At 63.8% G+C, this 18,570-nt stretch carries 24 protein-coding genes and 1 pseudogene; 12 read left to right on the top strand and 13 right to left on the bottom strand.

The window, feature by feature from the left end; genetic code table 11:
- Window positions 1-50: 50 nt before the first annotated feature.
- Window positions 51-929: a hypothetical protein gene (locus AC50YM_RS10740; RefSeq protein ID WP_494956935.1), complete on the top strand. Its 879-nt coding sequence runs from the start codon at window positions 51-53 to the stop codon at window positions 927-929.
- A 205-nt stretch (window positions 930-1,134) separates the two neighbouring features.
- Here the strand turns inward: AC50YM_RS10740 and AC50YM_RS10735 are convergent, their stop codons facing one another.
- Entirely contained in the window at window positions 1,135-1,497 is a 363-nt protein-coding gene (locus AC50YM_RS10735) for a hypothetical protein (protein WP_494956934.1), read from the bottom strand.
- 83 nt (window positions 1,498-1,580) lie between these two features.
- Complete coding sequence (locus tag AC50YM_RS10730) at window positions 1,581-2,327, bottom strand: SOS response-associated peptidase (protein WP_494956933.1); 747 nt, start codon at window positions 2,325-2,327, stop codon at window positions 1,581-1,583.
- A gap of 133 nt (window positions 2,328-2,460) precedes the next feature.
- Here AC50YM_RS10730 and AC50YM_RS10725 point away from each other — a divergent pair, with 133 nt between their 5' ends.
- The 4 genes from AC50YM_RS10725 to AC50YM_RS10710 all read left to right on the top strand — a co-directional run bounded on the left by AC50YM_RS10725 (window position 2,461) and on the right by AC50YM_RS10710 (window position 5,226).
- Complete coding sequence (locus tag AC50YM_RS10725; RefSeq protein ID WP_494956932.1) at window positions 2,461-2,946, top strand: P-loop nucleotide/nucleoside kinase family protein; 486 nt, start codon at window positions 2,461-2,463, stop codon at window positions 2,944-2,946.
- Between the two features lie 120 nt (window positions 2,947-3,066).
- Window positions 3,067-3,324, top strand: coding sequence for a mycoredoxin (locus tag AC50YM_RS10720; protein ID WP_024367105.1), 258 nt, complete (start codon window positions 3,067-3,069; stop codon window positions 3,322-3,324).
- A 172-nt stretch (window positions 3,325-3,496) separates the two neighbouring features.
- Entirely contained in the window at window positions 3,497-4,582 is a 1,086-nt protein-coding gene (locus AC50YM_RS10715) for an S-(hydroxymethyl)mycothiol dehydrogenase (protein WP_494956931.1), read from the top strand.
- Window positions 4,579-5,226 (top strand): MBL fold metallo-hydrolase, encoded by a 648-nt coding sequence (locus AC50YM_RS10710; protein WP_494956930.1) that lies wholly within the window; start codon window positions 4,579-4,581, stop codon window positions 5,224-5,226. Before AC50YM_RS10715 ends, AC50YM_RS10710 begins: the two co-directional genes overlap by 4 nt.
- A 167-nt stretch (window positions 5,227-5,393) precedes the next feature.
- On the opposite strand, the gene AC50YM_RS10705 is transcribed toward AC50YM_RS10710, so the two are convergent.
- Window positions 5,394-6,167 (bottom strand): lipoate--protein ligase family protein, encoded by a 774-nt coding sequence (locus tag AC50YM_RS10705; protein WP_494956929.1) that lies wholly within the window; start codon window positions 6,165-6,167, stop codon window positions 5,394-5,396.
- Between AC50YM_RS10705 and AC50YM_RS10700 the strand changes: the two genes are divergently transcribed.
- On the top strand, window positions 6,160-6,543 hold the full coding sequence (locus AC50YM_RS10700) for a DUF2177 family protein (RefSeq protein ID WP_494956928.1): 384 nt from the start codon (window positions 6,160-6,162) through the stop codon (window positions 6,541-6,543). The two genes, AC50YM_RS10705 and AC50YM_RS10700, sit on opposite strands and share 8 nt — an antisense overlap.
- A gap of 54 nt (window positions 6,544-6,597) precedes the next feature.
- Here the strand turns inward: AC50YM_RS10700 and AC50YM_RS10695 are convergent, their stop codons facing one another.
- Complete coding sequence (locus tag AC50YM_RS10695; RefSeq protein WP_494956927.1) at window positions 6,598-7,401, bottom strand: thioesterase family protein; 804 nt, start codon at window positions 7,399-7,401, stop codon at window positions 6,598-6,600.
- A 107-nt stretch (window positions 7,402-7,508) separates the two neighbouring features.
- Here AC50YM_RS10695 and AC50YM_RS10690 point away from each other — a divergent pair.
- The 3 genes and pseudogenes from AC50YM_RS10690 to AC50YM_RS10680 all read left to right on the top strand — a co-directional run.
- Window positions 7,509-8,195: pseudogene (locus tag AC50YM_RS10690) on the top strand (phosphodiester glycosidase family protein); the annotation flags it as partial.
- Window positions 8,196-8,399: 204 nt separating this feature from the next.
- Window positions 8,400-9,110 carry an endonuclease/exonuclease/phosphatase family protein gene (locus AC50YM_RS10685; RefSeq protein ID WP_494956981.1) on the top strand — a complete coding sequence of 237 codons (711 nt, stop codon included), beginning with the start codon at window positions 8,400-8,402 and terminating at the stop codon, window positions 9,108-9,110.
- A 12-nt stretch (window positions 9,111-9,122) separates the two neighbouring features.
- Window positions 9,123-10,817, top strand: a complete 1,695-nt coding sequence (locus tag AC50YM_RS10680) for a SulP family inorganic anion transporter (RefSeq protein WP_494956926.1) — start codon at window positions 9,123-9,125, stop codon at window positions 10,815-10,817.
- Window positions 10,818-10,838: 21 nt separating this feature from the next.
- Here AC50YM_RS10680 and AC50YM_RS10675 read toward each other — a convergent pair whose 3' ends face one another.
- From AC50YM_RS10675 to AC50YM_RS10660, 4 genes are all read right to left on the bottom strand, one after another.
- A complete protein-coding gene (locus AC50YM_RS10675; protein WP_494956925.1) occupies window positions 10,839-11,057 on the bottom strand; it encodes a YegP family protein in 219 nt (72 codons plus the stop codon).
- 197 nt (window positions 11,058-11,254) lie between these two features.
- Window positions 11,255-11,854, bottom strand: a complete 600-nt coding sequence (locus tag AC50YM_RS10670) for a recombinase family protein (RefSeq protein WP_494956924.1) — start codon at window positions 11,852-11,854, stop codon at window positions 11,255-11,257.
- 223 nt (window positions 11,855-12,077) lie between these two features.
- Window positions 12,078-12,632, bottom strand: coding sequence for a hypothetical protein (locus AC50YM_RS10665; protein ID WP_494956923.1), 555 nt, complete (start codon window positions 12,630-12,632; stop codon window positions 12,078-12,080).
- A gap of 411 nt (window positions 12,633-13,043) precedes the next feature.
- The gene (locus tag AC50YM_RS10660; RefSeq protein WP_494956922.1) at window positions 13,044-13,712 is read right to left on the bottom strand and encodes an 8-oxoguanine DNA glycosylase OGG fold protein; all 669 of its coding nucleotides are present in this window, start codon (window positions 13,710-13,712) and stop codon (window positions 13,044-13,046) included.
- Window positions 13,713-13,888: 176 nt separating this feature from the next.
- Here AC50YM_RS10660 and AC50YM_RS10655 point away from each other — a divergent pair, with 176 nt between their 5' ends.
- Entirely contained in the window at window positions 13,889-14,530 is a 642-nt protein-coding gene (locus AC50YM_RS10655; protein ID WP_494956921.1) for a hypothetical protein, read from the top strand.
- 90 nt (window positions 14,531-14,620) lie between these two features.
- Here the strand turns inward: AC50YM_RS10655 and AC50YM_RS10650 are convergent, their stop codons facing one another.
- Window positions 14,621-15,151: a class IV adenylate cyclase gene (locus AC50YM_RS10650; RefSeq protein ID WP_494956920.1), complete on the bottom strand. Its 531-nt coding sequence runs from the start codon at window positions 15,149-15,151 to the stop codon at window positions 14,621-14,623.
- A gap of 98 nt (window positions 15,152-15,249) precedes the next feature.
- On the bottom strand, window positions 15,250-15,483 hold the full coding sequence (locus AC50YM_RS10645; RefSeq protein WP_494956919.1) for a hypothetical protein: 234 nt from the start codon (window positions 15,481-15,483) through the stop codon (window positions 15,250-15,252).
- A 367-nt stretch (window positions 15,484-15,850) separates the two neighbouring features.
- On the opposite strand from AC50YM_RS10645, the gene AC50YM_RS10640 reads away from it, so the two are divergent.
- Window positions 15,851-16,033, top strand: coding sequence for a hypothetical protein (locus AC50YM_RS10640; RefSeq protein WP_494956918.1), 183 nt, complete (start codon window positions 15,851-15,853; stop codon window positions 16,031-16,033).
- A 130-nt stretch (window positions 16,034-16,163) separates the two neighbouring features.
- Here the strand turns inward: AC50YM_RS10640 and AC50YM_RS10635 are convergent, their stop codons facing one another.
- The 3 genes from AC50YM_RS10635 to AC50YM_RS10625 form a co-directional block, all read right to left on the bottom strand.
- On the bottom strand, window positions 16,164-16,484 hold the full coding sequence (locus tag AC50YM_RS10635) for an SOS response-associated peptidase family protein (protein ID WP_494956917.1): 321 nt from the start codon (window positions 16,482-16,484) through the stop codon (window positions 16,164-16,166).
- Between the two features lie 94 nt (window positions 16,485-16,578).
- Complete coding sequence (locus tag AC50YM_RS10630) at window positions 16,579-17,091, bottom strand: hypothetical protein (protein ID WP_494956916.1); 513 nt, start codon at window positions 17,089-17,091, stop codon at window positions 16,579-16,581.
- 159 nt (window positions 17,092-17,250) lie between these two features.
- The gene (locus tag AC50YM_RS10625) at window positions 17,251-17,460 is read right to left on the bottom strand and encodes a hypothetical protein (RefSeq protein ID WP_494956915.1); all 210 of its coding nucleotides are present in this window, start codon (window positions 17,458-17,460) and stop codon (window positions 17,251-17,253) included.
- Window positions 17,461-17,752: 292 nt separating this feature from the next.
- Here AC50YM_RS10625 and AC50YM_RS10620 point away from each other — a divergent pair, with 292 nt between their 5' ends.
- Window positions 17,753-17,959, top strand: a complete 207-nt coding sequence (locus tag AC50YM_RS10620; protein ID WP_494956914.1) for a hypothetical protein — start codon at window positions 17,753-17,755, stop codon at window positions 17,957-17,959.
- The last annotated feature ends 611 nt before the right edge of the window (window positions 17,960-18,570 follow it).

The raw sequence follows: 18,570 nt of genomic DNA, 5'->3' as shown, positions 1-18,570 counted from the left end.
CACAGGGAAGGTCGGCCACCGCAGTGCCCGAAACAACCTCAGGAGCCACTATGAATAAGAAGTTCTTCGGCGCTGCCGTCCTAATCGTCGGCACCGGCGCCGCCCTCGCCGCCGCAGCCATTCCGGCCGCGTCGGTCACCGCGTCCCCGGAGCCCGTCCCGGGGATCATCCGCCAGGCGGAGTCCTACGCCACGGCCGATCCGATCGCCGAAAAGGGCAGGCAGGAAGCCGTCCGGCTCTGCATGGCCAAGGCCGGCTTCGACTACACGCCGCCCAATCCGGACCTGGCCCTGGACCTCAACGAAGCCATCGGATTCAAACGGCTCACGATCGACGCCGCCAGAACCAGCGGCTACGCCGGCGCAGGGCCGCACGGACTCCGCGAGCCGGCTCCCGAGTCCGCAGAGGGGGAACTCTTCGCCGATCCGGCGTTCACCAGGGCACTCACCGGACCCGGGGACACCGCTGCAATGACCACGGCTGAAGGCATGGGGACCACCTCCGGCGGGTGCCACGGCGAAGCCATGACGAGGATCTACGGAAGCGCTGAAAACTACATGCTCGCGACCGGCATCGCCTACAACTCGTTCTTCCCAGCAAGCCTGTCCGCCGCCGGCGACTCCGGAATTGCCGCAGCCGTCAAGGCCTGGGCCTCCTGCATGGAAGAAACCCCGTATTCCTCCTACGCAAACCCGCAGCAGGCAGCAGCCGCAGGAAGAGCTGCGGGCGGCCAGGAGGAGTTCAGAATCGCGGTCACCGACGCGGTCTGCCGGGACAGGACCACCTTTCACACCGCCGTCGACAGCGTCCTGGACAAATACCTGACGACCCGCATGCAGGAACTCGCCCCGCAGATAGCCACCGTCCAAGAGATTCGCCGAACCGCCGCAATCAACGCGGCCGCACTGGAAACTGCTGCAGCGAAGTAGCCCGCCTCCGTCCCGGGCCCATGCCCCCGCGGAAGCAACGAACGCCGTTGCGACCCAGGGCACAACGGCCCTATTGGGGTCCTCGTACTCGCCGCTAACGTGACTTGGAGCACACGGCGGCACGCTAATCGAGCCGGTGTGCGTGAGCTACGAACTCAGGGTCGCACCTGACTTATGACCTGCTGGCCGCTGATGCGGCCTGCAGTCACGGATGGACGAAGGTGTCTTCCAGCCGGTAGTCGAGGAATTGCCTGAAAAACCTGTCGTGCGCCACCGGGTCGGCCCCGGATGCGGCAGTGGCCAGGAGCCAGTCGATCTGTTCCGGAATCGTTTCGGCATTGCTGCCGACCGGTTCGTAGCCCAGTTCGAGCGAGGCCGCGGTACTCAAAACGATCGGCGGCCGGAAGTCCCACGGGTGATCGCCAAGGCCCTCGGGGGCGGTGCCGTCGAGCAACACTTCATCCCAGTAATGACCGAGGTGCCGTGCGACCGTTTGCGCGGTCTGACGGGCAGTGGGGGCATCGGGGTCTGCATGCGATGGCGCGGCCGAGGACTCCGGTGCCGCCAAGTAGTACCGCACGCTTCATCCGGTCACTCTACGTGCGCCGCCGGGTCCCGCAGCGGCACCGCGCGGCCCCCGCCGGGGCCGAGTTAGAACAGGCTCCCCACCGGCTGGATGAGTTCCGGGGAGTCATTCCTGACGTTCCCGACGGCGGTGCCGACGGCGTCGATCGTCCAGCCCTCCGCGACGTCGTGCGCGCCGGCGCGGACCAGGTCCACCAGTCCGGCGGCATCCTCGGCCTGCGGGTCCAGCCACGCCTGCATGGTCGTCCGGTCCATCGGCAGCGGAACCCGGTCGTGCAGGGCCGTGAGTTCGGCCAGCATTCCCCCGGCGTAGCCCTCAGGCGGCGAGTCGGTGGTCATGATCGACGTCGAAAGCAGCCAGCGCTCCGGGTCATCCTCCGCCTTGGAGTGGTCCTTCCACCACTCGTAGAGTCCGGCGAAGACAATCGGGTGGCCGTCTTTCGGGTGCACATAGTAGGGCTGCTTGCCGCGGCCCTCACCCTTCCACTCGTAGTAGCCGTCCGCGGGGACGGCACACCGCCGGGCGCGGGTCGCCTTCCGGAAGGCCGGCTTCTCCAGCACACTCTCGCTGCGGGCATTGATCATCTTCGAGCCAATCCCCGGGTCCTTGGCCCAAGAGGGCACCAGCCCCCAGCGGGCAATGTGCAGCTGCCGGACCGGTTTCCCGTCCACCAGCCGCTCCAGCAGGATCGGCACATCCGCGGTCGGGGCCACATTCCAGGACGGCGGAATAGCGACCTCCTCCTCGAGTCCGGCGTCGAACTCGGCCAGCAGGTCCCCGACGGCCCGGGCCATCACGTAACGTCCACACATGGCACCAGCATGCCACCGCGCCCAATCCGTGTCATCCGGGACCTGTGATCCGGCAAAACCAGAACAGCCCGTCCAACCCTGGTATCCGTCCAGCGCCAGCCACCCATTGTCTGCCATCCCTTAGACTCCGGGCATGGCAAAGACATCAACGGTGGTCCTGATGTGCGGTCTGCCGGGAGCGGGCAAGACAACGTATGCGAGGACGCTCGAGCACACCGGGCACATCCGCCTCTCCGTGGACGAGGAGATGTGGCGCCAGGACCAGGAGCTGGCGGCACGCTTCGGCACCCCGGAGTACTTTGACTTCACCGTGGAGGTGGAACGGCAGCTCCGGATCCGACTGACGGAGCTGATAGCCGACGCGCGGGACGTCGTCGTCGATCTGTCCTTCTGGTCCCGGCAGCGGCGCGAGGAGTACAAGGCGCTCATCACCGCCCACGGGGCCGCCTGGCAACTCGTGTATCTGGACGTGCCCCGGGAGGAACTCCTGCGGCGCCTCGCGCTGCGCCGGCTCAGCCCGGGACCCAACTCTGCCCCAGTCGGAGCGGTGTATCTGGACAACTTCCTTGCCGCCTTCGAGGTCCCCGTCGATGAGGGCGAGAAGGTCATCCGCGGGTAGCAGCCCCACACTGTGCGGGAATAGCGGCCTGCGGGTTACGGTTATTGGGAGTAACGTACGACTTTTGTCGGCAACGGGCGCTGCCACGCAGCGCCGCCAACCAGCTTTGAGGAGAACTTCGTGGATTTCACCCCCGAATCCGGCACCATCACCATGTTTTCGACCACCTGGTGCGGCTACTGCAACCGCCTGAAGAAGCAGCTGGACGCCCAGGGCATCGGGTACACCGAGATCAACATCGAAGAAGTTGAAGGTACCGCAGATCTCGTGGAGAAGCTCAACGGAGGTAACCGCACCGTTCCCACCGTGCTGTTCCCGGACGGCACCGCAGCCACCAACCCCTCCGCGGCCGAAGTCAAGAGCCGCCTCGCGGCGTAACCGCCGTTCCTTTCACCAAAATGATGCAATGACGACGACGGCGCGGCCTCCCCGGGGGCCGCGCCGCACCGCGTTCTGCGGCAGTAGTTGTGCGGCAGAATTTGTGGCAACAAAGTCTTGAGACAACGAGTTTCGCGGCACGAACCGCGACATGAGCAGAGGAGCTAATTCCATGGTCCATAAAGTCAAAGGCGTCATTGCCCGCTCCAAGGGCGCACCCGTCACCCTGGAGACCATCCTGGTCCCGGATCCCGGACCGGGCGAGGCCCTCGTGGACATCCTCACCTGCGGCGTCTGCCACACGGACCTGCACTACAAGCAGGGCGCCATCAATGACGATTTCCCGTTCCTGCTCGGCCACGAGGCCACCGGTGTTGTGTCCGCTGTGGGTCCGGATGTCACCGAGGTGGCCCCCGGCGACCGCGTGGTGTTGAACTGGCGCGCCGTCTGCGGCGAATGCCGGGCCTGCCGCCGCGGCCAGCCGCAATACTGCTTCAACACCCACAACGCCACCCAGAAGATGACCCTCGAGGACGGCACCGAACTCTCGCCGGCCCTGGGCATCGGCGCCTTCGCGGAGAAGACCCTCGTTGCCGCCGGCCAGTGCACCAAGGTTGACCCCGAGGCCGACCCGGCCGCGATCGGCCTGCTCGGCTGCGGCGTGATGGCAGGCATCGGTGCCGCCATCAACACCGGAAACGTCAAGCGCGGCGACTCCGTCGCCGTGATCGGCTGCGGCGGAGTGGGTGTGGCTGCGGTCGCCGGCGCCGCGCTCGCCGGCGCCACGACCGTCATCGCCGTCGACATCGACCCGAAGAAGCTCGAACGGGCCAAGGACCTCGGCGCCACCCACACGGTGGACTCCTCCGCCGTCGATCCGGTCGAGGCCATCCGCGAGCTGACCGGCGGTTTCGGCGCCGACGTCGTGATCGACGCCGTCGGACGTCCCGAAACGTACAAGCAGGCGTTCTACGCCCGCGACCTCGCCGGCACCGTCGTCCTGGTCGGCGTTCCCAGCCCCGAGATGACGCTGGAACTGCCGCTGCTGGACGTGTTCGGCCGCGGCGGCTCGCTCAAGTCCTCGTGGTACGGCGACTGCCTGCCCTCGCGCGACTTCCCCATGCTGATCGACCTCTACCGGCAGGGCAAGCTGGACCTGGACGCCTTCGTCACCGAGCGGATCACGATCGACCAGATCGAGGAAGCCTTCGACAAGATGCACACCGGTTCGGTGCTGCGCTCGGTAGTGGAACTGTGAGCGGCGCATCCGGGGACGGGCTCAGGATCGACCGGCTGGTCACCTCCGGTACCTTCTCGCTCGACGGCGGCACCTGGGATGTTGACAACAATGTCTGGATTGTCGGCAACGACGCGGAATGCATCGTGATCGACCCGGCACACGACGCCGCCGCGGTCGAGGCCGCCGTCGCCGGCCGCAAGGTCACCGCGATTCTGCTGACGCACGGCCACGATGACCACATCGCCGCCGTCGGCGAGTTCCGCGGACGGGTCAACGCCCCGGTCCACCTCAACCGCGAAGACTGGATGCTCTGGGAGAGTGTCTTCCCGGGGACCGAACCGGACCATGCGGTCGAGGACGGGGACACCTTCGAGATCGCCGGCGCGCAGCTTGTGGCCCTGCACACCCCGGGGCATTCCCCCGGCTCCATGTGCTTCTCGCTGCCCGCCGAGGGCACCGTCTTCAGCGGGGACACCCTGTTCCAGGGCGGGCCGGGCGCCACGGGACGGTCCTACAGCGACTTCCCCACCATCATCGGGTCCATCAAATCCCGGCTGTTGACGCTCCCGGCGGACACCGTGGTGCGGACCGGTCACGGCGACCCGACCACTATCGGCGCCGAGGCGCCGCAGCTGGAGGAATGGATCACCCGGGGCCACTAGCCACGCCAAAGCAGCTCGCAGCAGGGGCCGTTCTGAACGCTCAGAACGGCCCCTGCTGCCCGTTAGGTGGGCACCATGGGCACGCGTGGTACGGACGCACCCACTGAGGCACCCAAGGGCTCCAGGGCTCCAGGGCTCCAGGGCCAGGCTCCAGGGCACCGCCGTTCTCAGCCGAGCAGGCTGCCGAAGTCACCGTAGTCGAGGGTGGCGTAGCGGGCGTAGGTCGCGATCACGGCGGCCTCCACGGCGTCGACGTCCAACTGCGGGACGAGGTCGTCAACGGCGCCCGCCGTGGCGGGGTCCCAGTCCAAACCGAGGGCCGCGTAGCTGGCTTCGAGCACCGCACGGATCGGCGCCGAGTTCTCCACCACGATGACCGAACTGAACAGCCAGCCACCCGCCACCACGCGCTGGGCGGTGCCGATGAGTTTGAGCTGGCGCTGCGGAAACTCCGGGTCCTGGCCGTGGACGCTGAATTCCCCGGGGCAGTACTCACCGGGGATCTCCCCCACGGCGGCGTCGACGCCGGCGGTCCGCAACGCGTGGGCCAGCAGTTCACCGAAGAAGGAGAACCGCCCCTTGGACCCGGCGATCGCATCCGCGTCCGGTTCCAGATGATCGATCACCAGGGTCCCCTCGTGATACGCGGCGGCCCGTCCGCCGGCCTTGCGGACCAGCGGCTCGAAGCCCAGCTCGCGGCAGGCTTGGGCTGCGGCCTCGAAGCCCGGCAGGTGCGTGTCCCGCTGGCCGAAGGCCACGGTGGGAGCCGGGCGGTAGAACCGGAGCATGGGGCCGGCCTCGCCGGTCTTGACCTTCCGCAGCAGTTCAAGGGCGAGGTCCAGGTCCGCTGCCGCGCCGAGGGATTCCTCCTGCCGGAAAATCGTCAGCGTCCGGGGTGCGACCGCGGCCTCCGGCATCTTGTTATGCTCCCTTATGGTCATCTTGCAGTTCCTCGTCGTAGCCGCCGCGTTCGCCGTCATCGACTCCGTCTGGCTCAAGTCGATGAGCAAGTTCTACCGGAGCCATCTGGGCCACCTCATGGCGGACAAACCCAATCTAGGGTACGCCGTCGTCTTCTACGTTTTGTACATCGCGGGGATCGTCTTCTTCGCCCTCCAGCCCGCGCTCGACGGCGGCAGCTGGCTCACCGCGCTCGGTTACGGCGCCGCGCTGGGGACGTTCGCCTACGCCACCTACGACCTCACCAATGCCTCAACCCTGAAGAACTGGCCGCTCGCCATCGTGCTGGCGGATATCGCCTGGGGCGCCGTACTGACCGGCCTGGCCACCGTGGTCGGCTGGCTCGTTTTCCACTAGTCCGACTTCCGCGAGGAGGGCCGGGCCGGTTCCGCCTGCCCGGCCGGCTGAGCGCTAGGCCTGTCGGAGCGTCAGGATCTGCTCGGCCCGGCCGAACGGGCCCTGGAGGTCGTGCAGCACGGTCGAGGTCAGGCCGATCCCGTCGGTGCCGAAAGAGACCTCGTTGTCCAGCCCAAGCCACTCCCCTTCGGGTTTCCGGTACATGTGGATCTGCAGGTCAAGGTTGGGGAACGAGTAGCTGCCCTTGCCCGGCGGGACGCGGGCGGCGATCCCGTTGGCGGTATCGACCAGGCCGACCAGCCGGGCGAGGTCGCTGCTGTCCTTTTGGTCCGTCAGGGGATGGTCGGTATGCAGCCAGACGGTGCCGGAACCGGCCCGATGCCCTTCGGCGATCTTCATTTCCAGGGACGCGATGTAGCCGCCCGGCCAGATGCTGGCGGCGTCGTACGGTTCGCAGTCCTCGGGTGCGGGAATCCGCGGATCCTCAAAGGCGGCGATCGCCGAGGTGTCGGAGGTGATCATCCGCCAGGCGGTGGCGCGGATCGCGGTGCGGCCGGCGGCGACCAGCTCGGCCTGGACCAGCTCGATCGTCCGGCCGGGCCGGAGTGTGCTGGTGACGACCTCGAATTCGCCGCCGGGAATCAAGCCGAGGATCTCGTAGCTGAGGCGGGCCATCCGCATGTCCTCGCGTGGCTCATGCCGGGCCAGGCAGTCGGCCATGATGCCTGAAGCGGGGGCCATATGCTGCTCGTGCACGTTCCAGGCGCCCTGGGCGTGGATGGTGGAGCGGAAACGCCCGCCGCCCAGATCCTGGTAGTAGAAGTCGCCCTCGGCAAGCACCGGTAGTTCAGCAGTCAAGGTCCGCCCCTTCGCGTAGCTGTTGATTCCTGAACACACTATCGCTTTCATAGCTCCTGCTGTGCCTGGCCTCATGGCCCGTATAAGTCCGGCACTTGAAATAGTCCATGACTTCCCACAACCCCGCCCCTTCGAAGAAAGGCGGCCGCGTGCGGCGCGCCGTACCGGCCGCCACCCTGGCCCTGACGCTCTCGGCGGGAGGCGCCAGTGCTTGGGCGCTGGACCGGTTCGTCTTTGAACGTGTCCAGCTTTCCGACGTCGCAGCCTACGAAGCCAGCCCGGGACTGACGTCTGGCATGACGTCCGGCACCCCCGCCGGCACGGAGTCGGCTGCGGATTCCTGGACGGACTCCGCGGCGCAGCCACGGACTCCTCGTACAGCTCCGACGATTCCACCATCAGCATCTCCACCGTCGTCACCGGCAGCGGGGGACAACTCAGTCACCTACTACGTGGCCGACGTCGTGCTCACCGACGCCACCGTGCTGCAGTCTGCCTTTGCCAACAACAGCTTTGGCGAGAACATCACGGAAACCACCTCCGCCACCGCGGCGGAGCACAGCGCCGTCTTCGCCATCAATGGCGGATACTACGGTTTCCGCGACACCGGGATCGTGATCCGCAACGGCCTCGTCTACCGGGATGAAGGCGCCCGCCAGGGCCTCGCCTTCTACCGGGACGGCACCGTCACGGTCTATGACGAGACCGGCACCACGGCAGCCCAGCGCCTGGCCGACGGCGTCTGGAACACGCTCTCGTTCGGGCCGGCCCTCGTGGAGGGCGGCGAGGTGGTGGACGGCATCGAGGACCTGGAGGTGGACACCAACGTCGGCAACGGGGACGCGCAATATCGGAGCAACGTCCGGGGCAGCGCACTGATTCCGCACTCCCCGCCGGACCCGCCGGAAGATTCAGGTTCGGTTTCCACCGGATTCGCCGGACTGGGTAGACTCGGAAACAGACGTTCCACGACTACCCACCAAAGAGGTGCTCCCCTGATTCGAGTCATCAGCTACAACCTGCGAAAGCACCATGCCAGCGGTGAACTGGTGGACCTGGCACGTGATTTTGAGATTGATGCCCTGTGCCTGCAGGAGTGCGACACCAACGACCTTCCGGACACGATTGGCGATCTGCACCTTGCCGACGCCACCAAGGGCAACCGGCTGGGCCTCGCGATCTACTACCGTATGGACCGGTTCACGGCCTACGAAACAAAGACATTCGCCCTCAAGAAGTCGCTGCATGACCACATCCTTTCCCCCGCCCATGAGCGGCTCATCGGTACCCGGGTGGTGGACAGGGAAACCGACCATGACCTGGTCATCGCTTCCTTCCACGCGGCCCCGCTCACGGCGTCGAACTCGCTGCGCCGGAACCAGATCCACGCTGCGCACGCCGAACTGCTGAGCATGAGCGGCGGCCTGATGTCCCTGATGGTCGGTGACTTCAACTATCCGTTCTTCACCAGGTACCTCACCGAACAGATGAAGGACGCCGGCTACGACCTGACGCTCAGCGACCGCCGCACCTATACCCGATACAAGGTGTTCAAGGGTCATTTCGACTTCGCCACTTCACAAGGCCTGAACATCGAGAGTGTTGAAACCCTGCCGCGTGGCGCCTCAGACCACCTTCCCATCCTCATTTCCGCGGAGTACGGCCAGGACGCTCCGGCGGCTGGCGGTTCCGCGTCCCCTGCCGCGTAGCCCGGTGCCACCGTGCAGGGAAGGCGGGTCCTGAAACTCCCGCCCGGCCTGGGGATGCTGCGGGTCTACCAGCGTTCCTGGCTGAAATCCGACCTGGCCGCCGGCGCCGCGCTCAGCGCCTTCCTGATTCCTGCGGGCATGGCGTATGCCGAAGCGGCCGGGCTGCCGGCAGTCACGGGCCTTTACGCCTCGATCATCCCGTTGCTCGTTTACGCGGTGTTCGGTCCGTCCAGGGTCCTGATCGTCGGCCCGGATTCCAGCCTTGCCCCGATGATCGCCGCCGCCATCCTGCCTCTCGCCGGCAAGGATCCGGATCAGGCGGTGGCACTGGCGGGCGTATTGGCCCTGATGATCGGTGGGCTGCTCCTGGCCGGCAGGGTGTTCAGGCTGGGTTTCGTCACCGGTCTGCTGTCCAAACCGATCCGGGTGGGCTACCTCAACGGAATTGCCCTTGCGATCATGCTCAGCCAGTTGCCCAAACTGCTTGGCTTCCCGGCCACGGGCGGCTCACTGATCACCGGTGCCGGCGGCGCCGCACAGGCGGTGGCCCAGGGCGCGACCAATCCAATCGCGTTGCTGTTCGGTGCCGGCACCATCGCGGTGATCGTGGCCTGCCGTTTCCTGCCGTGGAGGCTCCCCGGCGTGCTGATCGCCGTCGTGGCAGCCACGGCCCTGACGGCCGTCCTGAACCTCACCGCGGCGCTTCCCACGGTCGGCGCCTTGCCCCGCGGGCTGCCGGGGCCCGCCCTCGGCGGTATCAGCTTCGACGACGTCCTCGCGCTGATCGGCCCGGCCGCCGGCATCGCCCTGATTGCCTTTGCCGATACGTCCGTTCTCTCCAAGAGCCTCGCGGCCCGGCAGGGTGTACGGGTGGACGGGAACCAGGAAATGGGCGCCCTCGGGGCGGCGAACGTGGCCGCCGGGCTCTTTGGCGGCTTTCCGATTTCCGGGAGCACCTCGCGGACGCCAATCGCCCTCGAAGCCGGCGCCAAGAGCCCGGTGGGCGGCGCCGTGGCCGCCATCCTCGTCGTGGCCTTTATGCTCCTCGCGCCCGGCGTGACCTCCTACCTGCCCTCCAGCGTACTGGCCGGCGTGGTGATGGTTGCCGCGGCGTCGATCCTGGACGTGAAGACGCTCTTCCGGCTGCTCAGGATGAGCCGGACCGAGGCCGCCCTGCTGGTCGCTACCTTCCTGGGGGTCGCCTTTGTGGGCGTGCTCGAAGGCATCGTGGTCGCCATCGGGCTCTCCCTGATCGCGTTTGTGATCCGCGCCCTCGACCCCTACCGCACCGAACTTGGCAGCGTCGAATACGTTCCCGGCTACCACGACCTGACCCGGCACCCCGAGGGCCATCGCATCCCGGGGCTGGTGATCGCACGCTTCGATGCCCCGCTGTTCTTCGCCAACGGCGCCGTCTTCACCGACCACATCAGGACCCTCGTGGCCAACGCGCCCGGACCGGTGCGCTGGGTGATCGTGGCATCCGAGGCCATCACCGGCCTGGACACCACCGCGCTGGACGACCTCGTGGCGCTCGACGACGAACTGGCGAAACGCGGCATCAGCCTCGTCTTCGCCGAGATGAAGGGACCCATCAAGGACCGGCTGATCCGGTTCGGAGTCAGCAGCCGGTTCGGCCAGGACCATTTCTTCCCCACCGTCAACAACGCGGTAAAGCACTACAAACGGACCTTCGCGCTGGAGTAGCATCCGTGGACGGAGCAGAGCCTAGCCGGCGGCACCGGTGATGCTGCCCGGCGCCTCCTCCGTGAGGTCGACGACGTCGCCGGTTGCGTTTTTCTTGACCGATTCGACCCCGCCCATGGCGCTGGCCTTCGATTTGTAGCTCTGCGAGGAAGCGATTACTTCGCCGTTGGAAGCCTTGAGCCGGAAGCGGAACCCGCCGGATTTGTCCTTGTAGACCCAAATTTTCCAGCGATCTTGCACTCCTGATGTTGCGTCTGTGGAGCCGGCCGGATGGGCCGTTAACCCACAATTTTCGCCGCGAGTGTCATTTGCACTACTCGCCTGCACAGCGTCCCGCGTGTTTCCCGGTTTGTACAGGCCAGCATTGAACGTTGAATTTTCAGTACTTCCCTGCACGATTCGCAGCTCTCGTGCAGTACTCCTATGCACAATGATTCTCAGGGGCGTATTTGTTCGGCCGCCCTGCGTTGCCCGCGTTCAATTGCACGGTAGACAGTGGAGCGACCGACGCTAAACAGCTCGGCCAGCTCTGCCTTGCTGTGTTCCCCCGCGGCGTGTAGTTCGAGGAGGTGGTTTTCCTGTTTGACGGTGAGTTTCGGTTGTTTCCCTCGTAGCCGGCCCTTGGCCTTGGCAACCTTCATTCCTTCACGGGTGCGCATGCGGATGAGGTCGGCTTCGAACTCGGAGATCATCGCCAACACGTTGAAGAGCAGTTTGCCCATAGGGTCAACGGGGTCGTGGACGGATCCACCAATGCTGAGTTTGATTTCGCGGTTAGCGAGGTCAACTGCAATTTCGTGGGCATCCCGGACGGAACGGGCCAGGCGGTCAAGTTTTGTGACGACGAAGGTATCCCCCGCCCGGCACGCGGCCAGGGCTCCGCGAAGTCCGGCGCGGTTCTTGTTTGTGCCAGTAAAGCCGTGGTCAACATAGATTCGTTCAGGCTCAACGCCAAGGGCGGCGAGGGCATCACGCTGCGCAGTGAGGTCTTGCGCCTCGGTGGACACGCGCGCGTAGCCGACCAGTATTTTAGACATGGAAAATAGTGTCTCATATAGTGCCCCCTCACCGGTCAACTCACCGAACGGGTCTTACGGGACGCTGAGGGACCCCAGCTCGCAATGATATGACTGTTAGCCCGGAATGGCGGTTAAGTCGCAGCTTAAAATGGCGGTTTGCCGTTCCGTATGGGGAACGGCAGTCGGTCCTGGATCAGGCCGTCTCAGTGGTCCGGAGTCAGGTTGACATACTTAGTCCTCACTATGGAGTTCGCCCAGGTCTTTGCGAGATGTGGGCGGTAATCCTCTGGGTTGAGACGAATCTCTGTTCCATCAACGGATGAATGGCCGCCAGGACTCTCCTCATGCTCAGATACTGCACATGGACTGAGGGAGTATTGAGCAAAGGTTCAAGGTGGGCGACCCGGTTGCGCAAGAGGTGTATGCCCGCGACGTCCTTCGTTATGGCCTTCTCAGGCCTTGAGTTGTGAGGGAAGGCTAAAACTAAGGCATCTTTCCACAGCAACATCCGCCCTGGTGTCTGGTCCGGTAGGAGAAACTTCCATGTGCCAAAGCTCATCTGCGCCAGAATGTCGGCGTGTCCCATGCGTTCCGTGCGCGTCCTGGTTGCCTTCTGTGCGCGCCCTGTGGCTTCTTTGATGTCTTTACCCTGCTGGGTGAGCTTGAAGAGCAGCTGCGACGGATCGGTAAGCCAGTCCGGGTCGTGTGTTCCTCCGGAAGGACTATTCTGTGTCGCGTTCCAGGCGCTCAGCTGGGCGTCTATGGCGTTTCGGAGAACGACTTCAAAGAAATGCAAGGATTCATACACTGCCCCTGACAGTCCAATGTTCTAGTGGTAGAGCTGGATCGCTTGTTTCCGGTTGCCGCCCGCCGCGTCGAGGTACGGGCCAAGACGAGGGGGCGAGATGTATCCGCGAAAAACTTCCCAGTCCGGCACGTGGGGCTGCGGTTGCGGGGGTGAGGGCATGTCCGTAGACTACTGGAGAAGGCGGGGACAGGTTCTCCGTTCATAGTTTTACCCTGAGGCCTGACGATTGAGCATCGTTGGGCCTTTGGCATTTCCGGGACAGTTACCATTTGGGTCCGATGCGTGCTTCGGTAGCTGGCCTGTCATGGTTCTCCCAGTGACGGGCGAGCGGCTGACCTTCGAATCCAACCGTGACCGCGCTCATGCTGTAGGGCGTCGTCCTCGGTTTGCCGCCCCGCGTCAGTCACCGCCGATCTTGAACAGTGCGTACTCAATAACATGACGAGAACTGGACGGGGACCAAGCCGCGTTGATCTCAGTCGCCGTCTCCAGGTATTCCGCATAGGCGCTCGATGGCCAGCGTCCAGACACAAGTGGCCAGCCAAGTGCTTTGGCCACCCTGGCGTCAAGAATAAGCGGAGGGCGCCGCTCGTGCCGTTCCGGATCGTCGTACGCGGCGAAGTAGAGCCACTTTGTGAAGAAGGCAGGCCCGAAGCCCTTGATGCGATCCTCGTCCCTCAAGTTGAGTCGACGATAAGCCTCGACGGGATCCACTGATCGGGCCGCCTGAAGCGAACGCTGCAGGGCATCGAGTGCGCCATCCTCGTGGAGTGGCTTGACAACCCGCGCAACCCTCTGCGCCTTGGTTCCTGTACCCCGCGCGCACACGGATACGTAAAGACTCAGCACCGATTCAATGGACGACGCTTCTGCTGCCATGGCGAAAAGTTCGGAACGGCTGACACGAACCCTCTCCGGTCCGCTGAGGGCGGCGGGGATGGGGAGCCGACGCGGCCACCGGTCAGTCCAGTGGCGAGTGAGGTAATCAAACCCCTGAGACCGGACGACCCGCTCAGCCGGGGCACCCTCAGGGAACTTTGCCCTCAAATCTTGACAGATCTCTGCCACGGTTCTACTCAAGTCGCCATCCCTCCACCCTTAGCTTTGATTGGACATGTGCGTAAGGCTACAGGGCACACGTTCAGCGGAATCCAATTGGCCGGCGGCCGCCATCCTGACACGATCAACCGTCGGGCGCCCGCATGCGGGGGCAGAAGGGGCAGTAGCCTTGGAGCCATGGAGCCATGACGGATGAAGCGGTCCCCCAGGTGCTTGATGATGCCGTTTACAGGAAGTACATGAAGCGCGTGAAAGCCGGCAAATATATCAGGATCCTAGACTCACTTCTGGCGGCTGAGGCATCGGTAAGGGCCAACCCTTTCCCCGGTGAACCTCATGAAGGGAGTGTTGGCACAATCATTCACATTTTGGTGGATGCCGTCCGCGTGCTGAACGGTGAGATCGGCACGTTTGGAACGTCGGAGCGGGTTACTTACGAGTTCGGTGAGGAGTTTCCGGGTGCGTGGCAACGGACTATGTGGCAGGAGTGGTCGAGCGCGCTGGAGTTCTTCGATGTCAGTTTCGGCATAGGCCTCGGAGACTACGTAGAGTGCCTTCGCGCCGAGATGGTTGAGCCGGTAGACCCGGATACTGAACTGAGTGTAACGGCGAGAATGCTGCGGTTGTGGGGGGCCTCGAAACCGTTGAGGAGTCAGTACTACCGCTGGAGCATAACGCTTCCCATCACCGACTACAGCTCAAGCTTCGACGCCGAGGAAGTTGGCGTTCGATTGATTATGGCGCACTGTTTTGGTCTCCCAGAGAACTGGTCCGCGGAAACATGGGCGCTTGAACGTGAGCTCACCACAGGTCTCGTGGAGTACTGAACGCCAAGGCACCATAGTCATCTCGCTTGCCAATCATGGCCGCCATAACGACGAACACCTGACTGGCACACTCAGCCCGGTATGAATCCCTCACCGGACTTGTGTGGCGCTGGCGGCGTCGAGGAGGTCCAAGTAGGCACCCTTTACGAGCGCGCCGTCCTCAATTACGAACGCTGCGAGGAGCCGGTGCGCTTCTGACACCGCAGCGTCAGGCTCCAGCGTGTCTCCGACGGCGACCTCCAGTTCCAAGAACTCGCCCAATCCGTCGACGAGGTCGAGATGGACCCTGGTCTGACCGATGCCAAACACGGTGCGGTGCTTTCGGACACGCCCCACTTCCCCGTAGGCATCCGTCAGGACTGACCGGAGTCCATCCGGGTCCGAAGTTTCTGAATGGACATAGAACGAAGGCTTCGGGCCGGATTCGTCTGCCCTGCGGTAGTAGATCAGCACGCCGTGGTTCCCGTCGAGAACTCGAAGCTTGAGCCGGCCGTTCGGGCAGGAAAAGAAGGTATCGTCCTGCGCGACAAACTCGGGCCCAGATTCTGCCAAAGACGCCACCACCGGCAGCAACTTTTCGAGACTTTCCACGCGCGCTTTGATTTCGATGTTCGTCGGCATGATTCCACCAGACCACGTCGTGATCGTCGAGTGGGCATCCTGGACAGCCCGTAAGCCGGGCCGTTAGAGGAACGCTCAGCGGGACGCGGCGGAAGATATCAGCCGGCTGTCGGCTCCTCATCATTAGCGACAGCCTCGATCCAATCCACAGCCTCGTCGGAAAGCTGGGGACCGTCTGCTGATTCGCCAGCCCACCACCCAGAATCGGTCGCACCGCCCGTAGTCGCCATGATGTCGGCGATGACATGCGGCGGCAGCGGCTCGCCGTTGTGCTCAATGAGCCAGCCGCGTGTTTCCGCATCGACCAGAGGCCACCACTCGAAGATGTTCATCGACGCAGTGTTGCACCGACGAAGTCGTGTGTACAGATTCCGCCGTGGGGCGAGCTCCGGCAAAGGCACCGGTTAACGAGCGCAGCTTCGACGTCAGCGACGCCCCAGAGGTGTCCCGCTGGGGATCCTTCATCGGGACACTTGCAGCGAGAAGGTCTCCGTCGCGTGCTCCGTGAGTAATGCGGCCCGCAAACGCCGTCTCACGCTATCCGCGGCATTTACGTGGCTTAATCTCAGGGTGCAAGTAGGCGCCAGTTCATCGGGAGTTCCCAGACATTGCTGCGCATAGATCCTGCCAGCGCTCCCGCCTTTGGGGCTGTCCCGAATTGCTGGGAGTCCCTGTGGTCGGTGAATATCCTTGATGCCCATGATCGAGAAGAAGCTGTCTGTTGACGAAATCGCGGCTCTGGACCACGTCATAGAGCAGACAAAGGCGTTGACGTGGGAGCCATTCATCAAGCTCGTTTATTCAACATTCCCGATTGTGACCGAACCTCGCTACAAGGACCTCGATTTGGTCCAGCTGGCCGATAAGTACGCCCGGTCCTAAGTATTCCTTCGCCGCACCGCCCTCGGTTTCCGAAACATCACCAACGACACCACCCACGCCCTGCTCAACACCGGGTTCCGACGCCGGCTACACCCTCATCTGCGATAAGCCCTTTCGTATCTCCGGAGGTTCAGGAACACACCGGGCTGGAACCCCTGCGAGGTAGATTGACTCGTGGCCAATTTGTGGAATGACCGAGTGACGTGCCGCGCAACCTGGCCATCCGACGACGGCGCATGATGTCCTTGGCCCAGGACGGCACCAGACCCCACCGGGCAATCAACAGCCGGCGATCCACGGAGTCCTCGTCCAGCCGCTCCGCGATGATGGGGACGTCCTGGGTCGGAGCGACGTTCCAGCTCGGCGGCGGCGGGCTGCCCTCGACCTCCCTGGCCTCGAAATGACTGAGGAGATCCCCGGTGGCCTTGGACATCACGTATCTGCCGCACATGGATTCATTGTGCCCCACACCGCCTCAAACGGAAGGCGAACCCAGTTGCGGCAAGACACGCTGCACCGCGGCTGGACGATCCGCGGATCAGCTATTAAAGTCTTGCGGTATCGAATACAGACAGACGGACACGACGTCCAGGAAGGGGGCGCACATCACCGCTGACCAACACCTCCTTCAGGTCCCCTCTTAGCGTTCGAATCCACGCCCGACCGGAGTTGTCGAGGAACTGGACCTCGCGTCGGCTCTTGGAGGGGAAGCGTTCCTCTTGGATCGTGAAGCTCTGACCTGGCAGCAATACGTCGCGGAAGCGGAGGTGCACCGGCAATCGAATATCACCATGAATTTCATGGTGTTGGACCCTGTAGATCGGCTCATCACTCAGATTGTGGACCTCGTGCATCCACCACTTCGTGTAGTTGCCTCGAACGTCTTCAGGCGCTCGATCCACTTCACGGTAGTAATAGGCGATCTTGCGTGCCTGAGCTTCGCTACGCACCTTAGAGTCCCGGTAAATGACCACTGCCGTGGCAAGGAAAGCCAGAGTTGTCCCGATACCGCCGACCCAGTCAGCAACAGTTCCCCAAGTATCCGGATTCAAGGCCATTAGGTCAGTTTGCCAGACCAAGTGCCGCGACCTTTGCCGAACACAAACCATCGATGGGCAGACACTCCTAGGAGCGAAAAGTCACGGGCCGGGGTCCTGGCTTGGACTCTCAACAACGTCGTGAACATTTACCTATGGGCCGGGAAAACGTCCCTTGAGTTAGACAGCGACGTCAGGCGGGCAAGCAGCAGTCAGTGCGCGTTCAAGCAGCATCAGGTCGATCTGACCAAGCACGTCAACACCGTAGATGAAGGCTTCCATCTCAAAGGGCCCGGCGTTACCGCCGACGCTGAAATAGGAGAGCCAAATTTCGTCCAAAGACATCTCGCTGGTTGCGACAAGGTCTCGGGCCCGGGACCGGGCGTCCATATCCCAATACTAGAAACGCGTCAGCCTCACCACAAGACACTGTCTCTACCCACCCGGGCAATCGCAACCAAGCCGAAGCCATAGGCAGTCCCCGAAAGTATTGAGCGGCGGCACGCGATGCTGTAGCTCCCTGACGTTTGTGGCCCGATGAGTTCTGGCTCAGAGACTCAGTCCTCTGGAGCCATAGGAAAACTGCCCTAGTTCCGGAAACGTCCCGGTGGGACTATGCAGACATGAGCGAGAAGGCAAAGCGCCGTTAGGGCGCTTCTCTCCCCGCGGCGAGGAAGAAGCAATGGACGTCAACGTTCTGCGCCGGGCGGCCAGGAACGGTCTGGACGACGGAAGCTTCACCCTGCTGGATCTCTCGCTCGGCTTCTGGGCAAACGGAGGCTGCGCCGAGGCATGGGACCTGGACGCCTTCATTTACGGCCTGAAGCCCCTGTCAGGTCCCGACATACTCGTTCTGGCCTGGACGCTGGAGGAACTCCACAATGCCTGAAAAGTCGACACCACCACCACAGGCGCGGGAGCCGATCTCTTAGGCGTTCTGCTGGTTTTCGGCGGTCGGCGTCTCTGGGGGCCAGGCCGCAAATGACGGTAGAGGCTGGAGCGGGCGATGCCCATGACTTGGACGATCTCGGAGATGGACAGGTCCCCCTGGTCGCGCAGGTGTGCGGCGAAGGCAAGTTTCGTCGGATCGACCACGCTGGTCCGCCCGATTCTTTTGCCGTTGCTGCCGGCAACGGCACGGGCGTGGGCTGCTCGTCGATTGCATAGGTTCATTCCATTTGGCCGAAGAGGGCGAGCATGACCACGGCCAGTTGCGACATGGGATCCTCCGGATTGGCTCAATCCACCCGGAACGGATCGGTCAGGTTCCGCACCCAACGCAGGCGCGTAAGCGACACACCCGCATGTCAACGAAATAGTAAGGGTACTTGACAATTTCGGTCAACTGCTGTATCAGGACGTGGTATGTTTCACAATACGTCCCCCAATATTTTTGGGTGCGGGGCAAGATATGCGGATCAGCGCCACCAAATTGCCTCCCACTTATCTGTGACCGGAGGCGGTCTGTTCGTTCTCCGCCGCCCCCTGGACCAGGTCTCA

It is taken from the genome of Pseudarthrobacter sp. RHLT1-30-1, assembly GCF_059383415.1.
The sequence above is the reverse complement of the archived record's forward strand: the minus strand, read 5'-3'. Positions and strand labels throughout refer to the sequence as shown.

What these genes read in the sequence shown, in the direction of transcription:
- AC50YM_RS10625 (WP_494956915.1), bottom strand. Translation starts at nt 17,460, where the DNA reads ATGGACGCCCGGTCCCGGGCCCGAGACCTTGTCGCAACCAGCGAGATG.
- AC50YM_RS10645 (WP_494956919.1), bottom strand. Translation starts at nt 15,483, where the DNA reads ATGAACATCTTCGAGTGGTGGCCTCTGGTCGATGCGGAAACACGCGGC.
- AC50YM_RS10730 (WP_494956933.1), bottom strand. Translation starts at nt 2,327, where the DNA reads ATGTGTGGACGTTACGTGATGGCCCGGGCCGTCGGGGACCTGCTGGCC.
- AC50YM_RS10650 (WP_494956920.1), bottom strand. Translation starts at nt 15,151, where the DNA reads ATGCCGACGAACATCGAAATCAAAGCGCGCGTGGAAAGTCTCGAAAAG.
- AC50YM_RS10635 (WP_494956917.1), bottom strand. Translation starts at nt 16,484, where the DNA reads ATGTGCGGCAGATACGTGATGTCCAAGGCCACCGGGGATCTCCTCAGT.
- AC50YM_RS10640 (WP_494956918.1), top strand. Translation starts at nt 15,851, where the DNA reads ATGATCGAGAAGAAGCTGTCTGTTGACGAAATCGCGGCTCTGGACCAC.
- AC50YM_RS10715 (WP_494956931.1), top strand. Translation starts at nt 3,497, where the DNA reads ATGGTCCATAAAGTCAAAGGCGTCATTGCCCGCTCCAAGGGCGCACCC.
- AC50YM_RS10620 (WP_494956914.1), top strand. Translation starts at nt 17,753, where the DNA reads ATGGACGTCAACGTTCTGCGCCGGGCGGCCAGGAACGGTCTGGACGAC.
- AC50YM_RS10670 (WP_494956924.1), bottom strand. Translation starts at nt 11,854, where the DNA reads ATGTCTAAAATACTGGTCGGCTACGCGCGCGTGTCCACCGAGGCGCAA.
- AC50YM_RS10725 (WP_494956932.1), top strand. Translation starts at nt 2,461, where the DNA reads ATGGCAAAGACATCAACGGTGGTCCTGATGTGCGGTCTGCCGGGAGCG.
- AC50YM_RS10655 (WP_494956921.1), top strand. Translation starts at nt 13,889, where the DNA reads ATGACGGATGAAGCGGTCCCCCAGGTGCTTGATGATGCCGTTTACAGG.
- AC50YM_RS10700 (WP_494956928.1), top strand. Translation starts at nt 6,160, where the DNA reads ATGGTCATCTTGCAGTTCCTCGTCGTAGCCGCCGCGTTCGCCGTCATC.
- AC50YM_RS10705 (WP_494956929.1), bottom strand. Translation starts at nt 6,167, where the DNA reads ATGACCATAAGGGAGCATAACAAGATGCCGGAGGCCGCGGTCGCACCC.
- AC50YM_RS10630 (WP_494956916.1), bottom strand. Translation starts at nt 17,091, where the DNA reads ATGGCCTTGAATCCGGATACTTGGGGAACTGTTGCTGACTGGGTCGGC.
- AC50YM_RS10740 (WP_494956935.1), top strand. Translation starts at nt 51, where the DNA reads ATGAATAAGAAGTTCTTCGGCGCTGCCGTCCTAATCGTCGGCACCGGC.